Origin of the sequence: Streptomyces sp. NPDC001848, assembly GCF_042891915.1 — a bacterium.
Classification (GTDB): Bacteria; Actinomycetota; Actinomycetes; order Streptomycetales; family Streptomycetaceae; genus Streptomyces.
In genome coordinates this window covers 243,893-259,213 of the sequence record NZ_JBIATP010000006.1, presented here as the reverse complement: position 1 = coordinate 259,213, position 15,321 = coordinate 243,893, and the positions used below count along the sequence as shown (strand labels likewise).

18 protein-coding genes are annotated in these 15,321 nt (G+C 71.8%); 3 read left to right on the top strand and 15 right to left on the bottom strand.

The window, feature by feature from the left end; all coding sequences use genetic code 11:
- Nucleotides 1-261: 261 nt before the first annotated feature.
- The 3 genes from ACFYZJ_RS14630 to ACFYZJ_RS14620 are packed head-to-tail and all read left to right on the top strand — an operon-like array spanning nt 262 to nt 3,394.
- Nucleotides 262-1,413: a Gfo/Idh/MocA family protein gene (locus tag ACFYZJ_RS14630; RefSeq protein WP_388567193.1), complete on the top strand. Its 1,152-nt coding sequence runs from the start codon at nt 262-264 to the stop codon at nt 1,411-1,413.
- Entirely contained in the window at nt 1,410-2,561 is a 1,152-nt protein-coding gene (locus ACFYZJ_RS14625; protein ID WP_388567190.1) for a dihydrodipicolinate synthase family protein, read from the top strand. The genes ACFYZJ_RS14630 and ACFYZJ_RS14625 overlap by 4 nt, the downstream gene beginning before the upstream one ends.
- A 32-nt stretch (nt 2,562-2,593) precedes the next feature.
- Nucleotides 2,594-3,394, top strand: a complete 801-nt coding sequence (locus ACFYZJ_RS14620; RefSeq protein WP_388567625.1) for a sugar phosphate isomerase/epimerase family protein — start codon at nt 2,594-2,596, stop codon at nt 3,392-3,394.
- Between the two features lie 48 nt (nt 3,395-3,442).
- Here the strand turns inward: ACFYZJ_RS14620 and ACFYZJ_RS14615 are convergent, their stop codons facing one another.
- From ACFYZJ_RS14615 to ACFYZJ_RS14545, 15 genes are all read right to left on the bottom strand, one after another.
- Nucleotides 3,443-3,847: a gas vesicle protein K gene (locus tag ACFYZJ_RS14615; RefSeq protein WP_388567187.1), complete on the bottom strand. Its 405-nt coding sequence runs from the start codon at nt 3,845-3,847 to the stop codon at nt 3,443-3,445.
- Nucleotides 3,831-4,097 (bottom strand): gas vesicle protein, encoded by a 267-nt coding sequence (locus ACFYZJ_RS14610; RefSeq protein ID WP_388567185.1) that lies wholly within the window; start codon nt 4,095-4,097, stop codon nt 3,831-3,833. Before ACFYZJ_RS14610 ends, ACFYZJ_RS14615 begins: the two co-directional genes overlap by 17 nt.
- On the bottom strand, nt 4,094-4,906 hold the full coding sequence (locus ACFYZJ_RS14605) for a GvpL/GvpF family gas vesicle protein (RefSeq protein ID WP_388567182.1): 813 nt from the start codon (nt 4,904-4,906) through the stop codon (nt 4,094-4,096). The genes ACFYZJ_RS14610 and ACFYZJ_RS14605 overlap by 4 nt, the downstream gene beginning before the upstream one ends.
- Nucleotides 4,907-4,911: 5 nt before the next feature.
- Nucleotides 4,912-5,379, bottom strand: coding sequence for a gas vesicle protein GvpJ (gvpJ, locus tag ACFYZJ_RS14600; protein WP_388567179.1), 468 nt, complete (start codon nt 5,377-5,379; stop codon nt 4,912-4,914).
- Nucleotides 5,380-5,551: 172 nt separating this feature from the next.
- The gene (locus tag ACFYZJ_RS14595; protein ID WP_388567177.1) at nt 5,552-6,670 is read right to left on the bottom strand and encodes an SRPBCC family protein; all 1,119 of its coding nucleotides are present in this window, start codon (nt 6,668-6,670) and stop codon (nt 5,552-5,554) included.
- Nucleotides 6,663-7,160, bottom strand: coding sequence for a hypothetical protein (locus ACFYZJ_RS14590; protein WP_388567174.1), 498 nt, complete (start codon nt 7,158-7,160; stop codon nt 6,663-6,665). The genes ACFYZJ_RS14595 and ACFYZJ_RS14590 overlap by 8 nt, the downstream gene beginning before the upstream one ends.
- Before the next feature lie 49 nt (nt 7,161-7,209).
- On the bottom strand, nt 7,210-7,473 hold the full coding sequence (locus ACFYZJ_RS14585; RefSeq protein WP_388567172.1) for a gas vesicle protein GvpG: 264 nt from the start codon (nt 7,471-7,473) through the stop codon (nt 7,210-7,212).
- A gap of 40 nt (nt 7,474-7,513) precedes the next feature.
- Nucleotides 7,514-8,236 carry a GvpL/GvpF family gas vesicle protein gene (locus ACFYZJ_RS14580; protein WP_388567169.1) on the bottom strand — a complete coding sequence of 241 codons (723 nt, stop codon included), beginning with the start codon at nt 8,234-8,236 and terminating at the stop codon, nt 7,514-7,516.
- Entirely contained in the window at nt 8,233-8,661 is a 429-nt protein-coding gene (locus ACFYZJ_RS14575; protein ID WP_388567622.1) for a gas vesicle structural protein GvpA, read from the bottom strand. The genes ACFYZJ_RS14580 and ACFYZJ_RS14575 overlap by 4 nt, the downstream gene beginning before the upstream one ends.
- Before the next feature lie 47 nt (nt 8,662-8,708).
- Nucleotides 8,709-9,035: a gas vesicle protein gene (locus ACFYZJ_RS14570; protein WP_103838719.1), complete on the bottom strand. Its 327-nt coding sequence runs from the start codon at nt 9,033-9,035 to the stop codon at nt 8,709-8,711.
- Nucleotides 9,036-9,298: 263 nt separating this feature from the next.
- Nucleotides 9,299-9,688, bottom strand: a complete 390-nt coding sequence (rbsD, locus tag ACFYZJ_RS14565) for a D-ribose pyranase (protein WP_388567166.1) — start codon at nt 9,686-9,688, stop codon at nt 9,299-9,301.
- On the bottom strand, nt 9,685-10,680 hold the full coding sequence (locus ACFYZJ_RS14560) for a ribokinase (protein ID WP_388567164.1): 996 nt from the start codon (nt 10,678-10,680) through the stop codon (nt 9,685-9,687). The genes rbsD and ACFYZJ_RS14560 overlap by 4 nt, the downstream gene beginning before the upstream one ends.
- Nucleotides 10,681-10,805: 125 nt before the next feature.
- Nucleotides 10,806-12,752, bottom strand: coding sequence for a substrate-binding domain-containing protein (locus ACFYZJ_RS14555; RefSeq protein ID WP_388567161.1), 1,947 nt, complete (start codon nt 12,750-12,752; stop codon nt 10,806-10,808).
- A complete protein-coding gene (locus tag ACFYZJ_RS14550; protein WP_388567159.1) occupies nt 12,742-14,271 on the bottom strand; it encodes a sugar ABC transporter ATP-binding protein in 1,530 nt (509 codons plus the stop codon). The genes ACFYZJ_RS14555 and ACFYZJ_RS14550 overlap by 11 nt, the downstream gene beginning before the upstream one ends.
- Nucleotides 14,268-15,314: a LacI family DNA-binding transcriptional regulator gene (locus ACFYZJ_RS14545; protein WP_388567157.1), complete on the bottom strand. Its 1,047-nt coding sequence runs from the start codon at nt 15,312-15,314 to the stop codon at nt 14,268-14,270. The genes ACFYZJ_RS14550 and ACFYZJ_RS14545 overlap by 4 nt, the downstream gene beginning before the upstream one ends.
- Between the last annotated feature and the right edge of the window lie 7 nt (nt 15,315-15,321).

Here is a 15,321-nt window from a genome sequence, read left to right as displayed (position 1 = left end):
ACAGACACCCGTGTACAGGCCCGCGGTTCACCGTGTTCGACGGATCGACCAACTTCACGCTCCCGAACCGTCCGAGTTCACGGCACCGTGCCCGCAGTGTCACGTTCTGTGACGCCGTATACGGACACGTACATATCGCCGCCCCCCGCGGTCTTGTCCGAGCGGCCGCACAGAGGCTAGCGTCTCACTGTATAGAAAGCGCTTGCTGTCACGCTCACCGCACGAGCGTACGAGGCGCCGGACGCGTACGAAGGGATCGACGTGACACGCAAGACGGTGCGTATCGCCATGAACGGCGTGACGGGACGCATGGGCTACCGCCAGCACCTCGTCCGTTCCATCCTGGCCCTCCGCGAGCAGGGCGGCCTCGACCTGGGCGACGGCGCCGTGCTGTGGCCCGAGCCGGTCCTCGTCGGCCGCCGCGAACACGCCCTGAAGGCGCTCGCCGAGCGGCACGGCCTGGAGCACTGGTCGACGGACGTGGACGCGGTCCTCGCCGACCCGACCGTCGAGATCTACTTCGACGCTCAGGTCACCTCCGCCCGCGAGGAGTCGATCAAGAAGGCGATCGCGGCGGGCAAGCACATCTACACCGAGAAGCCGACGGCCACGGGCCTCGAGGGCGCCCTGGAGCTGGCCCGCCTCGCGAGCGAGAAGGGCGTCAAGCACGGCGTCGTCCAGGACAAGATCTTCCTGCCCGGCCTGCTGAAGCTGAAGCGGCTCATCGACGGCGGCTTCTTCGGCCGGATCCTTTCGGTGCGCGGCGAGTTCGGCTACTGGGTGTTCGAGGGAGACTGGCAGCCCGCCCAGCGCCCCTCCTGGAACTACCGTGCCGAGGACGGCGGTGGCATCGTTGTCGACATGTTCCCGCACTGGGAGTACGTGCTGCACGAGCTGTTCGGCCGCGTGAAGTCCGTACAGGCCCTGGCGACCACCCACATCCCGCAGCGCTGGGACGAGAACGGCAAGCCGTACGACGCGACGGCGGACGACGCCGCGTACGGCATCTTCGAACTCGAGGGCGGCGCGATCGCCCAGATCAACTCCTCCTGGGCGGTGCGCGTGAACCGCGACGAGCTGGTGGAGTTCCAGGTGGACGGCACCGAGGGTTCGGCCGTCGCCGGACTGCGCAAGTGCCGCGTACAGCACCGCTCGGCGACCCCCAAGCCCGTGTGGAACCCGGACATCCCCGCCACCGAGGTCTTCCGTGACCAGTGGCAGGAGGTCCCGGACAACGGCGAGTTCGACAACGGATTCAAGGCGCAGTGGGAGCTGTTCCTCAAGCACGTCTACGCCGACGCCCCCTACCACTGGGACCTGCTGGCCGGCGCCCGCGGCGTCCAGCTCGCCGAACTCGGCCTGAAGTCCTCGGCCGAGGGCCGCCGCCTCGACGTACCGGAGATCTCCCTGTGACCATCCACCTCCCGGACACGAGCGGGCGGCTCAGGGCGTACGAGCCGCGCCGCGAGCCCCTCGCCCTCTCCGCCGGCACGCCGTTCACCTCCCGTACGGTCTTCTCCGCGGCGCACGTCGTCGCCGACCCGTACGCGGACGTCTCCCCCGACTCGCCCGCCGCCGTCGACTGGGACGCCACCCTCGCCTTCCGCCGCCACCTGTGGTCGCACGGGCTCGGCGTCGCGGAGGCCATGGACACCGCGCAGCGCGGGATGGGCCTGGACTGGGCGGGCGCGGCGGAGCTGATCCGCCGGTCCGCCGCCGAGGCGAAGGCGGTCGGCGGCCGGATCGCCTGCGGCGTCGGCACCGACCAGCTCGCCGCCGGCTCCCTGGAGGAGATCCGCAAGGCGTACGAGGAGCAGCTCGCCGTGGTGGAGGAGGCGGGTGCGCAGGCGATCCTCATGGCGTCCCGCGCCCTGGCCGCCACGGCGAAGGGCCCCGAGGACTACCTGGAGATCTACGGCCACCTGCTGCGCCAGGCCGCCGAACCCGTCGTCCTGCACTGGCTCGGCCCCATGTTCGACCCGGTCCTGGAGGGCTACTGGGGCTCAAGTGACCTGGACGCGGCGACGGACGTGTTCCTGCAGGTCATCGCAGCCCACCCGGACAAGGTGGACGGTGTCAAGATCTCCCTGCTCGACGCCCGGCGCGAGATCGACCTGCGCCGCCGCCTCCCGCCGGGCGTGCGCTGCTACACCGGCGACGACTTCAACTACCCGGAGCTGATCGCCGGCGACGAGAAGGGCTTCAGCCACGCCCTGCTCGGCATCTTCGACCCGCTCGGCCCGCTGGCCGCCGAGGCGGTACGGGCCCTGGACACCGGTGATGTGAAGGGCTTCCGGGAACTCCTCGACCCGACCGTGGAGCTGTCCCGCCACCTGTTCCAGGCGCCCACCCGCTTCTACAAGACGGGCGTGGTCTTCCTGGCCTGGCTCGCGGGCCACCAGGAGCACTTCACGATGGTCGGCGGCCTGCAGTCGGCGCGCTCGCTGCCGCACTTCGCGACGGCGTACGAACTCGCCGACGGCCTCGGCCTGTTCCCCGACCCCGAGCTGGCCGAGACGCGCATGAAGACGCTGCTGTCCCTGTACGGAGTGGCCCAGTGAGCACGGCACCGGAGCGGTTCTCCATCAACCAGATGACGGTCAAGCAGCTGAGCCTGCCCGAACTGGTCGACGCCTGCCAGGAGTTGGGCGTGCGCGGCGTGGGCCTGTGGCGGGAGCCCGTCCAGTCGTACGGCCTGGAGGCCACCGCCAAGCTGGTCCGTGACGCCGGGCTGACGGTGACGACGCTGTGCCGGGGCGGCTTCTTCACCGCGATCGACCCCGAGGAGCGGGCGCGAGCCCTCGACGACAACCGGCGGGCCGTCGACGAGGCGGCCACGCTGGGCACGGACACGCTGGTCCTGGTGTCGGGCGGGCTGCCGGCCGGCTCCAGGGACCTGCGCGGGGCGCGCGAGCGGATCGCGGACGCGCTCGCGGAGCTGGGCCCGTACGCGGCCGAGCGCGGCGTGCGGCTGGCCATCGAGCCGCTGCACCCGATGTACGCCTCGGACCGTTGTGTGGTCTCGACCCTGGCCCAGGCGCTGAACCTGGCCGAGCGCTTCCCGGCCGAGCAGGTGGGCGTCACGGTGGACACGTACCACATCTGGTGGGACGACACGGCCCCCGAGCAGATCGCCCGCGCGGGCGCCGGTGGCCGGATCCACACCTTCCAGCTCGCCGACTGGACCACCCCGCTGCCGGAGGGCGTGCTCACCGGGCGCGGCCAGCTCGGTGACGGGGCGGTCGACATGCGCGAGTGGAAGGGGTACGTGGAGGCCGCCGGCTACACCGGTCCCATCGAGGTCGAGCTGTTCAACGACGGGCTGTGGGCGCGGGACGGCCGGGAGGTCCTCGCGGAGACGGTGGAGCGGTTCGTGGAGCACGTGATCCGGTGACGCCCGGGTGGGTGGACCGGGCTCCGCGCCCGGCCCACCCACCGGCCGTCAGGGCGGAAGCAGCGTGCCCAGCGGGCCCAGGTCGATGTTGAGGTCGGCCATGGTGAGGCCGTACTGGTCGCACAGGTCGGCCATCCGGTCGTGCAGGAGCATCAGGGTCAGCCCGAGCCGTTCCTCCTGCGCCTCGGTGAGGTCGCCCTCGTCGACGCGGTGCAGGGCCTGCCGCTCCATCAGCTGGCGCAGCAACTCGACGATGGTGAGGACCAGTTTGACGAGGTCCCGCTCCACCGTGTCCGGGTCGGCGTGCAGACGGCGCGCGAGTTCCGTGCCCCGGCCTGCGGACGGCGGGGGGACCTCGTCCGGGCGGGCGGGCAGCAGCGAGAAGGCGCGGGTAGCCGCCTCGGCCACCTCCCGCAGCCGGTCCGCGCCCGAGCCGTCAGCCGGGCCCGTCACCGTGGCTCCCGTGGACGGGAAGCGCGGAGCTGCCCGGGGGAAGGAACGTCGCCCACTCCTCGTCCAGCTCCTCGCGGATCGCGACGATCACCGCGCGCAGCGAGATCCGCACCAGGTCGACGTCGGCGATGGACAGCACGAGATCGCCGGTGAGCACCACACCGCCGCTCAGCAGCCGGTCCAGCAGGTCGATCAACGCCACCTGCGGCTGAGCGACCGGACGGTCGTCGTACGGGCCGTACTCGCTCACCGCTGCCCGGCCCCTTCCCGCGCGCCGGGCGCGAGCGGCGCGGTGAAGGAGTACGGCGCCCACGGCCCGGTGACATCCACGCGGACCCCGGGCAGGCCGTCGGCGGCGTGCAGCATCCGGTCGCGGAACTCCTCGGACAGCCGGCGCGGGACCAGATAGGCGTCGTTGGCGATGTTCTCGCCCGGCACCTGTGCGAGACCTCCCTGCTGCGGCCGGTGCCGGGTGCGCTCCACCGCCAGGCCCCGGGCCTGCTCCTCGGTCCGCCGTACGGCCTCCTCGGCGAGCCGCCACGCGTCCTCACGCGCCTGCCGCTGGTGCCGGCGGCTGCGCAGATACGCCCGGCCCGGGTTCTCCTCGCCCGCCGGGACGCCGGTGGCCGCCTGGGCGGGCGGCGGCTCGGGCGGCGCCTCGGCGTACACCTTCACGCCCCACTCCACGTGCTCGGCGAGCCGGTCCAGCAGCGCCGTGAACTCCGCCTCCCGCCCGGCCAGCATCTCCTGCACCCGGCTCTCGTCCAGGTAGACGGTGGCCAGCCGCAGCGGAAGGACCGTGGTGTGCCCGGCCAGCGTCTCGATCACGAAGTGGTGCGCCCGCGCCGTCGCCTCCAGCCACCGCAGGTCCTCCAGGCCGGCCCTCAGGGCCGCCTCCGAGAACTCGGCCGCGGGCACCGCGCTGACCGCGGCGGCCACCTGGCCGTGGTGGACCAGGGTGACGGGGGCGTCCGCCACGCCCCGGACAGGCGAGAGCACCGTCTCGTCCAGGGCCGACGCACCCAGCACGGCATACGCATAGCACAGCTGCTCGTCCACCGCCCTCAGCTCCGGTCCTCGTCCTCATCGGCCCTGCGCCGGGTGCGCCGCGGCTCGGTGCGTGGCTCTCGTTCGGTGTCGCGGTCCCGGCGTGGCTCTCGTTCGGTGTCGCGGTCCCGGCGTGGCTCTCGTTCGGTGTCGCGGTCCCGGCGTGGCTCTCGTTCGGTGTCGCGCTCCTCCCGTGGTCGGCTGCGGCGGGCGGACCTGCCCTCGGACAGCTCGGGCGGCGGGGAGGCCGCGAGCTGTTCGCGCAGCTCCTCCAGCTCGGCCCGCAGTCGCTCGTTCTGCTCCTTCAGGCTGCGCCGGCCGTCGGCGCGGGAGGACAGCGCCGGGTCGCGCTCCCACCAGTCGATGCCGATCTCCCGGGCCTTGTCCACGGAGGCAACCAGGAGCCGGAGCTTGATGGTGAGCAACTCGATGTCGAGCAGGTTGATCTTGATGTCGCCGACGATCACGATGCCCTTGTCGAGCACGCGTTCAAGGATGTCGGCCAGGTTCGCGCCGGAAGACCCCTGACTGTAGGGGGTCAGTGGCCGCGACGCGGGGACGGCGGGATCGGACACGGCACACTCGACCTCGTTTCCCTGAGCACCCGGCGCCGGCGACAACGAAGGCCGGCGAGTTCGCGCACCTCAGCGCCCGCGACTATCCGCGGCGCCGACGCCCTTCGGGTGCCTCCCTCTCGTCGTAGCGGTCGTCAGGTTGCTCGTCCTCGTCCTCCTCCCACTCGTCGTCCTCCTCGGAGGACTCGGGCTCCTCCTCGTCGTCCTCGTCCCGGCGTCCCCGACGCCCCTCTTCTCTGTCCGCCTCTTCCTCTTCTTCCTCTTCTTCCGCGTCCTCGTCGCGGCGGCGCTCCTCGGGCTCCTCTTCCCGCTCCTCGGGCTCCTCTTCGCGCTCCCCGCGGCCCTCCCTCTCGGCCTCTTCCTCGCGCTCGACCTCCTCCGAGCTGCGGACCACCTCCCCGTCGCGGATCTCGCCGCGCCAGGCGCCGGTGGCCTCACCGCGGGTCATGACGAACGAGCGGTAGAGCTTGAGATCGAGCCGCACCCGCCGCCCCTGGGCGCGCCACAGGCTGCCCGTCTTCTCGAACAGGCCCTTCGGGTAGTACTGCAGGACCAGCAGCACCTTGGTGAGGTTGTCGCCGAGCGGGTGGAAGGTGACGACGCCCTTGTTCGTGCCCTTGGGACCCTCTGTGGTCCAGGCGATGCGCTCGTCGGGCACCTGTTCGGTCACGACGCCCCGCCATTGGCGACGTGACTTGGCGATCTTCGCCTGCCAGTGGGTGTTGGTCTCGTCGTCCTGCCGGACGTTCTCGACACCCTTGGCGAACTTTTCGAAGTCCGGGAACTGCGTCCACTGGTTGTAGGCCTCGCGGACGGGCACGCCCACGTCGACGTCCTCGATGATGGTCAGCCCCCGCTGCGGTCCGCCGGGCTTGTTCTTCCTGCCGCCTACGCCCGCCGCCTCCTTGACCTTGCCGAGCAGCGTGTCCTTCGCCTGGGACAGGATCCCGCCCGCCCCCGCCCCCGCGCCTTCCCCTCCGAGGAGCCGCTTGCCGCCCTTGAGGGCGAGTCTGCCCAGCATGCCGGGACCGACGTGCGTCTCCGCCAGCCGGCGCGCCCCCTCACCCAGCCGCTCGCCCATGCTCTCGAGCATCACCTGGAGCCGGGCCTGCAGGTAGCTCTCCAGCTCTGCCCTGAGCCGGTCCGCGCCAGGGTTCCCCTGCACCTGATCACGCACCTTGTTGAGGGTGCCCTCAACCATCGTCCGGCCTCCTTGATCGTGCGGACCCGCTCTTCGCCCTCTTCTCGCGTCCCTCGCTCCGGCGACCCGGCTCCTCCCCTGCTCCGCTCCGGCGCTCTCTCCGGCCTCCGTCGTCCCGGCCGCCGTCGTCCCGGTCCCCCTCCTCGTCCGCGTCTTCCTCGTCGCGGGCTTCCTCGCGGCCGCGCCCGCCCTCGCCGTGCGCCCTCTCCTTCAGCCCCGCGGTGCGTTCGTGCAGGGCGTCGGCCAGGCTCTCGGCCTTCGCCGACAGCACGGTGGTGGCCGCGGCCTTGCCCGCGCTCGCCAGCTCACCGCGCACCTGCTTGCTGACATTGCCGAGGACGGGGGAGTCCTGCAGCAGCTTGCCGACCTGCCCCGGCCTCATCCGCGACCCGGCCAGCGCCGCCCCGAGGCTCAGCGCGAGCTTGCCCTTCTTCGTCCGGCCCAGCAGGTAGCCGCCGAGGACGGCCGCGCCGATCTTGACGTTGCTCATGGTTCCGTCTTCTCTCTTCCGCCGACCGTCACGTTTCCTTCGCCGACCGTCACGGCCCGCCCTGCGCACGCCGCAGGTGGTAGGCCCTGATCTCCTCCAGGCGGTGCAGCAGCGCCTCCTCGCGCCGCGCGGCCTCCTCCTCGCCGACCCGGCCCTCGGCCCGCGCCTGCTCCAGGTTCACCAGCTCCTCCTGGATGGGAGCCGGGTCGTAGTACTCCTGCTCCGCGGTCTGGACGACCTTGTCGAGCACCCAGCCGATGCCCTTGAACGGGGCGAGCGGCAGCCCCAGGATCCCGGTGACCAGTCCTCCCACAGCGCCTCCTCATGCCGTCCGGGCCGGTCGGTCGCCACGGTCAGGCGAAGCTGTACGGCGGCAGTGGCCCCCGTACGCGCAGCTCGATGCCCTCTCCGAGGCGCTCGGCCAGTTCCTGCCCGGTCCGTGTGAACTCCTCCGTCCGCTCGCCGTCCACCAGGAAGGACGCGTTCACGAAGTACTGCCTGGACGGCGGGGAGACCTTCTCGGACAGCGCGAACGGCCGCAGCGCGGCGAGGACCTCCTCGGCCTGCGCGTCCTGGCGGCTCTGCACCTCCTGCGCGATGAGCTGACCGAGTGCCAGCCGGTCCTCGTAGCTGCCGCCCTCGCGGGTCCGCTCGTTCAGCACCCGGGCCTGCTCGGACTCCTCAAGGATGGTGCGCAGCAGGGCGTCCTCGTCCTGAACGCCCTTGACGTTGAACTCGGCCCGCCCGGTGAGCTCGTCGAGGCGCCGGGCGAACTCCTCGGCCCGCGACTCCAGCACCGCGCGCACCGCGTCCTCGTTCTCCGCGACGTACCCGAAGCCGAGCGGCAGGATGCTGCCGCCGGCCCACAGACGTCCCTGGACCTCGTTGTGCGCCTCCAGGTCCCTGCGGGCGACCGACAGGTCCTGGGGGGCGTCACTGACGACGGCGCACAGTGAGCCGCTGCGGACGGTCCGCAACTCGGCGGGGGCCTCGCCCACGCCCTTGACCCCGTTCAGGTCCAGCGGATGCGAGTCCTTGGCGATCGCGTACACGTACAGCGACATCGGCTCGCTCACTCCTCCCGGTCCTTCGAGGAGCGGTGGCTCGAGCCGCGTTCGATGTGCTCGGGCTCCCTCTCGCGCTCCTTGCTCCCCTTCTGGAGCGATTCGGTGAACGCCTCCACCGCGCCGGTCAGCGCGCCCTTGCTCTTGCCCCGGGCACCACCCTCGGTGATGCTCTGGGTGATGTCCGTCAGCGTCGCGGGGGCCTTGCGGCCGGACTCCAGGTCCAGCCGGTTGCACGCCTCGGCGAAGCGCAGATAGGTGTCGACGCTGGCGACGACCACGCGGGCGTCCACCTTCAGAATCTCGATTCCGATGAGGGACAACCGTACGAATGCGTCGATGACGAGGCCCCGGTCGAGAACCAGTTCCAGTACGTCGTAGAGGTTGCCGGAGCCTCCGCCGCCCCCGCCGACCGGCAGACCACCGCCCTGCGGCATTACAGTCACAATCTTCTGTCCCTTCAAACGAAGGGCGTCAGCCGCTGTCAGCGGCCCTCTTTGTCGACCTGCGCGCGGGTGTAGCGGCGTACTTGTTCGTAGCCCATCAGATTGCCCGCGGGGTCCAGAACGACCCGGTAGCTGGCCATCACACTGCTCGTGTCCGGAACGCGCTCCAGCTCCACGACCTCGACGAGGGCCTCCCAGCCATGGTCCGTCGGCCTCAGCGCCGAAACGGACTGAGGAGCCCGCCCGAGCAGCTCCGTCAGCTGTTCGGCCGCGCTCCGCATAGCCTGGGGAGCGCTCACTCGCTGAGGAGCGGACGCCTCCCGCGACGAGGAGTCTGCCTTGTCCGGCTCACGGTCGTTCGTGATCCATCACCTTCTCACTCCACTTCCATCATCGACCCTGACCACATCCGGTGCCAGTTCTTGCGCCGCCCGCAACGGACCCTCGGAAAATTCCCCGGCGAAAAGTGCAACCCTTACCGCCCTCTGCGTGTCGTAAGGGGAGTCAGGACTCCCCGGGGGGATCCGGGGGGATCACGGGGGTTCTGGCCGGGTGGGGGGAAACCGAGGGGCCCGGGCAGTGACCGGGCCCCTCGAAGTATCGCGGTATCGCGGGCAGAGCGGCCGGTTCAGAAGAAGACGCCGCAGCGCAGGAGCACGTTCGCGTACGGGCGGGCCTCGCCGGTGCGGACCACCAGGTGCGCGTCGGCCGCAAGCTGCTTCAGCTTCTCGTGCGGGACCAGTTCGAGGTCCGGGAAGCGGGCGTCCAGCAGCGCCGTGGCCTCAGGGTTGGCCTGCCGGACCTCGTGCGCGGCCGTGGCGCCCTCCACCACCAGCTCCTCCAGCAGGCCGTCGAGGATCTCCGCGAAGGACGGCACCCCGGCGCGGAACGCCAGGTCCACGACCCGGGCGCCCGCCGGGATCGGCATGCCCGCGTCGCAGACCAGCACCTCGTGCCCGTGCCCCAACTCGGCGAGTGCGCCCGCGAGGTGACGGTTCAGGATTCCGGTCTTCTTCACAGGGACTCACCTCGCGCGGACGCTCCTCGCGCAGGCGCTCCCGGCTCGCCTTCCCGGCCGGGCGCCCGGGGGTTGTCCCCCAGGCCGGCGCCGCACAGGGCGTCGACCTCCTCGGCGGTGGGGTAGGACTCCTGAGCGCCGGGGCGCGTCACCGCCGCCGCCCCCACCCGCGCCGCGTACGCCGCCGCCTCGGGCAGCGCCGCGCCCGTGCCCAGCCGCCAGGCCAGCGCCGCCGTGAACGCGTCGCCCGCGCCCGTCGTGTCGACGGCGTCCACCTTCACCGAGGGCACGCGGGTCATCGAACCGTCGGCCGCCACCAGTGCCCCCTCCGCGCCCAGCGTCACCACCACCGAGCGGGGGCCGAGCGCCAGCAGTGCCTGTGCCCAGTCCTCGGGCGCCCCGCCCAGCTCGCCGCCCGCGATGACCCGTGCCTCGTGCTCGTTCACGATCAGCGGGTCGCAGGCCGCCAGCACCTCGCCGGGCAGCGGCCTCGGCGGCGACGGGTTCAGCACGAAGCGGGTGCCGGACGGCAGGTTCCGTACCACCTCCTGGACCGTCTCCAGCGGGATCTCCAGCTGCGCCGACACCACTCGGGAGGCGTGCAGCAGGCCCTGCGCGGCCCGTACGTCCTCGGGGGCGAGCCGTCCGTTGGCGCCCGGGGAGACCACGATGCTGTTGTCCCCCGACGGGTCCACCGTGATCAGCGCGACCCCGGTGGGCGCCCCGCCGACCAGGACCCCGACCGTGTCGACGCCCGCCTCGCGCTGCGCGTCCAGCAGCAGCCGGCCGTGCGCGTCGTCGCCGACCCGGGCCAGCAGCGCCGTGCGGGCACCGAGGCGGGCGGCGGCGACCGCCTGGTTCGCGCCCTTGCCGCCCGGGTGGACGGCCAGGTCGGAGCCGAGCACGGTCTCCCCGGCCGCGGGCCGCCGCTCGACCCCGATCACCAGGTCGGCGTTGGCCGATCCCACGACCAGCAGGTCGTAGTCGTACATGAACTGTCTCCCAACGGATCCCCGTGGACCCAGTGAAGTGGATCCGGCAAGCGGTGAAACCGGTGCCACGGCCGCGGACCGCGCGTCCTGCGCGGCCCGCCGCCGTGGCGACCGGATCGGGCGGGTCAGCCGGTGAACCCGGCCACGTTCTCCTTCGTGACCACCTTCACCGGCACCATGACCGTCTGCTCGACCTTCTTGCCCTCAGCGGCCCGCAGCGCGTTGTCGATCGCGATCCGGCCCAGCTGTGAGGGCTGCTGCGCCACCGACGCGTACAGCGTGCCCGCCTTGACCGCGGCGAGTCCGTCCGGCTCACCGTCGAAGCCGACGACCTGGACCGACTTCCCGGCCTTCGACCCCAGCGCCTTGATCGCGCCGAGCGCCATCTCGTCGTTCTCGGCGAAGACGCCCTGGATGTCCGGGTGGGCCTGGAGCAGGTTCGTCATCACGTCGAGGCCCTTGGTGCGGTCGAAGTCGGCGGGCTGCTCGGCGACGACCTGGATGCCCGGGTAGGCCTTCAGGCCCTCGGCGAAGCCCGCGCCGCGCTCACGGCTCGCGGACGTGCCGGCCAGACCCTGCAGGATCACGATCTTGCCCTTGCCGCCGAGCTTCTCGGCGAGCGCCTTGGCGCCCAGCTTGCCGCCCTCGACGTTGTCGGAGGCGACCAGCGCGGCCGTCTTCGCGTTGTTGACGCCGCGGTCGACGCCCACGACGGGGACGCCCGCCTTGTTCGCGGCCCGCACCGCCGGGCCCGCGGCGTCCGAGTCCACCGGGTTGACGACGATCGCGCCCAGGCCCGAGCTGGTGAAGTTCTGCAGCTGGTTGGCCTGTTGCGAGGCGTCGTTCTGCGCGTCCGTGACCGTCAGGTCGACGCCCAGCTTCTTCGCCTCCGCCTGCGCGCCCTGCTTGATCTGCACGAAGAACGGGTTGTTGAGGGTGGACAGGGACAGGCCCACCTTCGGCGTGGTGGAGGACGAGCCGCCGTGCAGGAAGGACATCCCGCCCGCCACGGCCACCGCGACCACGGCCGCGAGCGCGTACGTCAGCGTCTGCCTGCCCTTGCCGCCCGGAGACGTGCCGGCGGCCACCGGGGTCGCCCCGGCCTTGCGCCGCACGGTGTCGAGGAGCACCGCCAGGGCGATCACGACACCGATGACGACCTGCTGCCAGAAGGCGGACACCGACAGGAGGTTGAGGCCGTTGCGCAGCACCGCCAGGATCAGCGCGCCGATCAGCGTGCCCGACGCCTTTCCGGTGCCGCCCGCGAGGGAGGCGCCGCCGATCACGACCGCGGCGATCGCGTCCAGCTCATAGCCGCTGGCGGCCTGCGGCTGCGCGGAGGACAGGCGCGCGGCGAGCACGATGCCCGCGACGGCGGCGAACAGGCCCGCCAGTGCGTAGATCGCGATCTTCTGCTTCTTCACCCGCAGACCCGACAGACGGGCCGCTTCCTCGTTGCCGCCGATCGCGTACATGGAGCGGCCGATGTACGTGCGGCCGAGGACGAACGCGGTGATCAGGCCCATGACGACCATGACGAGGACCGGCACGGGCAGCCAGCCGCCGAGCGTGTCACCGAGGTGCGAGACCGAGTTCGGGAACGCGATCGGGGAGCCCTGCGAGATGACCAGCGACAGACCGCGGCCCACCGACAGCATGGCGAGGGTCGCGATGAAGGGCGGGAGCTTCCCGTACGAGATCAGGACGCCGTTGACGAGTCCGGCGGCGAGGCCGGTTGCGATCGCCAGGATCACCGCTATCGCGACCGGCACGCCCGCCGAGGTGGCGCTCCAGGCCAGGACGGTGGCCGACAGCGCGGCGACCGAACCCACCGACAGGTCGATGCCCGCCGAGACGATGACGAAGGTGGCGCCGAAGGCGAGGATGGCGGTGACGGCCGCCTGGACGCCGATGTTGAGGAGGTTGTCGGCCGTCAGGAAGTCGCCGGACAGCGCCGACATCGCGATGACGAGGACGATCAGTGCGGTGAGCGCGCCGTTGTCGAGCAGGAGTCTGCGGACCCCCGCGGCGCCACCGGCGCCCGCTGTGCTCTTGAGCGTGTCAGTGGCCACGGGTGGCCTCCATTTCGTTCACAGACGTGGTGGGTGTGCTGACGGCGAGCGCCATGACGGAGTCCTGCGTCGCCTCGTCGGCGGAGAGTTCGCCCGCGATCCGGCCCTGGGCCATCACCAGCACCCGGTCGCTCATGCCGAGCACCTCGGGAAGATCGCTGGAGATCATCAGGACCGCGGCGCCGGCGGCCGTGAGTTCGTTGATCAGTTGGTAGATCTCGACCTTGGCGCCGACGTCGATGCCGCGCGTCGGCTCGTCGAGGATGAGCACCTTGGTGTTCGCCAGGAGCCACTTGCCGATGACGACCTTCTGCTGGTTGCCACCGGAGAGGGTGCGCACGTGCTGGCCGAGCCCGGCCATCCGCACCCGGAGCTGGTCGGCGACCTTGGCCGCGGCGGCGTGCTGCCCCTTGCGGTCGACGAGCCCGCCGCGGGTCGCGGCCCGCAGGGTGACGAGCCCGAGGTTCTCCTCGATGGACGCGTCCAGCACGAGACCCTGGCCCTTGCGGTCCTCGGGCACGAGCCCGATACCGGCCTCCATCGCGGCGTTCACGTCGTAGCGGCGCACCTGCGTGCCGGCGACGCGCACGGCTCCCCGGTCATAGGGATCGGCACCGAACACGGCCCGTACCACCTCCGTGCGGCCGGCCCCCACCAGCCCCGCGATGCCGACGACCTCACCGGCCCGCACCTCGAACGACACATCGTGGAAGACCCCGTCCCGGGTGAGCCCCTCCACGGTGAGCAACGCCGCGCCGGTGTCGGGCCGTTCGCGTGGGTACTGCTGCTCGATCGACCGTCCCACCATGAGGCGCACCAGCTCGTCCTCGGGCGTGGCGGCGGGCACCTGCCCGACGCTCCTGCCGTCGCGGATCACGGTCACCCGGTCCCCGAGGGCGGCGATCTCCTCCAGGTGGTGGGTGATGAAGACGATGCCGACGCCGTCCTCGCGCAGGGTGCGCACGATGGCGAACAGCTTCTCGACCTCTTCGGAGGTGAGCACGGCCGTCGGCTCGTCCATGATGAGCACGCGCGCGTTCAGGCTGAGCGCCTTCGCGATCTCGACCATCTGCAGTCGGGCGATGCCCAGTTCACGCACCCGCGCGCGGGGAGACACGCTCACGCCGACACGTTCCAGCAGCGCGGCGGCGTCCGCCTCCATCCTCTTGCGGTCGATCATGCCGAAGCGGCGCGGCTGGCGGCCCAGGAAGATGTTCTCGGCGACGGTCAGGTCGGGGACGAGGTTGAACTCCTGGTAGATGGTGGCGATCCCGAGGCGCTCGGAGTCCTGCGCACCGTGGATGCGCACCTCCTCGCCGCCGACCAGGATCCGCCCGGCGTCGGGGCGGTAGGCGCCGGAGAGCATCTTGATGAGGGTGCTCTTGCCCGCACCGTTCTCACCGAGCAGCACGTGCACCTCGCCGCGGCGCAGATCGAAGTCGACGCCGTCGAGCGCGACCACGCCGGGGAAGGTCTTGCGTATGCCTTCGATGCGCAGCAACTCGTCAGGGTTGCTCACGGCTTGCTCCTTTGCAAGGGGAGGGACTGCGCAGCGGGGGTCTGCGCAGGAACCGGCTCGCCGCACGAGCGGCGTACGACGAGACGGGCGGGGAGGGTGAGGGACTCGGGGTGCCGCCCCTCGATGCGGTCCACCAGCGCGCGCACGGCGGCGCGTCCCAGTCGGCCCGTGGGCTGGGCGATCGCGGTGATCGGCGGATCGGTGTGCACGAACCACGGGATGTCGTCGAACGCGGCGAGCGCGATGTCGTCCGGCACCCGCAACCCGCGTGCGCGGATGGCGTCCAGCGCGCCGAGCGCCATCAGGTTGTCGGCGGCGAAGACCACCTCGGGCGGCTCGGGCAGGTCGAGGAACCGCTCGGTGGCGCTCCGCCCGCTCTCCGCCTGGAAGTCGCCCTGGCCGATGTAGGCGTCCGGGAGGGGAAGCCCGTACTCGGCCAGGGCCTCGCGGAAGGCCTCGACACGTTCACGGCCGGTCGTGGTCGCCGCCGGGCCCGCGATGATGGCGAGCCGCCGGTGCCCGAGCCCGTGCAGATGACAGACGAGATCGTGGACGGCGGCGCGGCCGTCGGAGCGTACGACGGGTACGTCGACGCCCGCGATCCACCGGTCGACGAAGACCATCGGGGTGCCGGCCCGCGCCGCGTCCAGCATGAGCGGCGACCCGCCGTCCGTCGGGGAGACGAGCAGCCCGTCGATCCGCCGGTCCAGCAGGGTCCGCACATGGTGGTCCTGGAGGTCGGGCCGCTCGTCGGCGTTGCCGATGATCACGCTGTAGCCGAGGGCGCGGGCCTCCTCCTCGACGGAGCGGGCCAGATGGGTGAAGTACGGGTTGAGCACGTCGCTGATGACCAGGCCGAGGGTGTGGGTCTGGTCGGTGCGCAGGGACCGGGCGACGGCGTTCGGGCGGTAGCCCAGCGCCTCGACGGCGGCCAGCACGCGGGTGCGTGCCTCGGCGCTGACCGACGGGTGGTCGTTCAGGACGCGGGACACCGTGGCGACGGAGACCCCCGCCTCGGCGGCGACGTCCTTGATGCTCGCCATCGCCGGA

Bases quoted from the DNA above. Each gene is read 5' to 3' on its own strand.
- ACFYZJ_RS14620 (WP_388567625.1), top strand. From the start codon at position 2,594: ATGACGGTCAAGCAGCTGAGCCTGCCCGAACTGGTCGACGCCTGCCAG.
- ACFYZJ_RS14595 (WP_388567177.1), bottom strand. From the start codon at position 6,670: ATGGTTGAGGGCACCCTCAACAAGGTGCGTGATCAGGTGCAGGGGAAC.
- ACFYZJ_RS14590 (WP_388567174.1), bottom strand. From the start codon at position 7,160: ATGAGCAACGTCAAGATCGGCGCGGCCGTCCTCGGCGGCTACCTGCTG.
- ACFYZJ_RS14575 (WP_388567622.1), bottom strand. From the start codon at position 8,661: ATGCCGCAGGGCGGTGGTCTGCCGGTCGGCGGGGGCGGCGGAGGCTCC.
- ACFYZJ_RS14560 (WP_388567164.1), bottom strand. From the start codon at position 10,680: ATGTACGACTACGACCTGCTGGTCGTGGGATCGGCCAACGCCGACCTG.
- ACFYZJ_RS14545 (WP_388567157.1), bottom strand. From the start codon at position 15,314: ATGGCGAGCATCAAGGACGTCGCCGCCGAGGCGGGGGTCTCCGTCGCC.